Genomic DNA, 1,583 nt, shown 5'->3' with positions numbered 1-1,583 from the left:
CGGGTCGTCGGTGCCCGCGATCGCGACGACCGGGGCGCCGACCGCGCCGAGCCGGCCGCGCAGGTCGTGGCCAGACACCGCGCGGCAGACCGCCGCATAGCCCAAGGGGTCAGCGGTCTGCAGGCTGCCGAGCAGGCGGAGGCCCACCTGCGGTTCGCGGTCGAGAAAGCCCGGCCCGAACCAACGTCGGGCCGCCGCGTCGACCTGGGTCGGGGTGCCCGCCCGCTGCACCAGGTCGGCGCGCTCGTGCCAGCCCGCCGCCTCGCCGAACCAGGTCGCGGTGCAGATCAGCGCGGCGCCCGACACTCGGTCGGGGGCGTCGAGCAGGAGTCGCTGCCCTACCGCGCCGCCCACCGAGACGCCCGCGTACCAGAACGGCGCCCCGGCGTCGCCACGTCGTACCTGCGCGTGCTCCACCACGCCGAGGACGGCGTCCGCGAGGTCACCGACGGTCAGCCCTTCCAGCTCGTCCGCCGTGGGCGGCGGCGAAGTCCCGTGCCCCGGCAGGTCCCAGCCGATCACGTCGACGTCGGGGGCGGATCCTTCCGCCCAGCCATCTGCCCACCCACCTGCTCTGCCATCCGCCCTGCGATCTGCTCCGCCACCTGCACTTCCGCCGGCGATCAGCGGGACGGCATCCGCCCACAGCGCGGACACCGAGGTGCCCAGCGACGGCCCCAGCACCAGCAACGGGCGCGAGGCGTCGCGCAGGACGAACTCGACGGCACCCAGCCTGGGTCGTGCAGTCATCTGTCCTCCGAGCTCGTCCGACTGATTCATCATGCTCTGGCCCACCCCGCCTGGGCCGGCTACTCCTGTTCCGCCCAGGCCCTCGTCCACCCGCCTTGGTCCCTCAACTCTGTCCCACGACTGGGTCCGACCGGCTCCGTACGAGCGGCACTGTCCGACCGGCTCCGTACGACCGGCTCCGTGCAGCCGCCCCAGTCCTTCTCGACCCGCGGTCATTCTCGCCCCACGACCGGTCCGCTCCGGGCAGGTCCGGTCTGTGCCGCGAACTGCTCCAGCACCCGGTCGACGACGGCGGCGGCCGGCGCGACGTCGGGCGCCGAGCCGGCGTCGGGCAGCCCGTCGTGGAGATTGCGGGCGACGGCGTCGGCATCGACCTCGAGACCATCCAGCAGCTCGGTCGCCACGTGGGCCGAAGCGACCGTGTGCCGCGCCAGCTGCTGCAGCGCGGGCCACTCGGCGTGCCAGGCGCCGTCGGACCGCTCGTCCACGGCGAGGCCCGCGGCCGCGAGCACCTGCGCTGCCAGATGAGGCGCCGCGATCGCAGAGCGTCGCACCAGCACGGACAGCACGGGGTTGTGCTTGTGCGCCATCGCCGACGACGTCCCGCGGCCGGGTCCGCTCGGCTCACGCAGCTCGCCGACGCCGGGGCGCACCGCCTGCAGGACGTCGTTCGCGACCTTGCCGAGCGCGGCGCACGTCTCCGCCAGCGCCGAACCGAGGCGGACGACGGGGGTCCGCGTGGCGTGCCACGGTCCGGGACCGACCGGCAGACCGAGCTCCGCGCCCCACGCCTCGATGAGCGCGAGCTCCCCGCGCGGAGTCGCGGCACTGCC

Annotated in this window: 2 protein-coding genes; both read right to left on the bottom strand. The window is 74.9% G+C overall.

All coding sequences use genetic code 11. From position 1 onward, the window contains the following. On the bottom strand, positions 1–750 hold a 750-nt coding region (locus tag PROKR_RS31380), incomplete at its 3' end, for an alpha/beta fold hydrolase (RefSeq protein WP_169736331.1). A 212-nt stretch (positions 751–962) separates the two neighbouring features. Beyond that, positions 963–1,583, bottom strand: a 621-nt coding sequence (locus tag PROKR_RS05445) for a lyase family protein (RefSeq protein WP_245605717.1), incomplete at its 5' end; no start/stop codon positions are given.

This window comes from Promicromonospora kroppenstedtii DSM 19349 (assembly GCF_000515355.1).
Classification (GTDB): Bacteria; Actinomycetota; Actinomycetes; order Actinomycetales; family Cellulomonadaceae; genus Promicromonospora; species Promicromonospora kroppenstedtii.
This window is presented reverse-complemented; position numbering and strand designations above follow the sequence as displayed.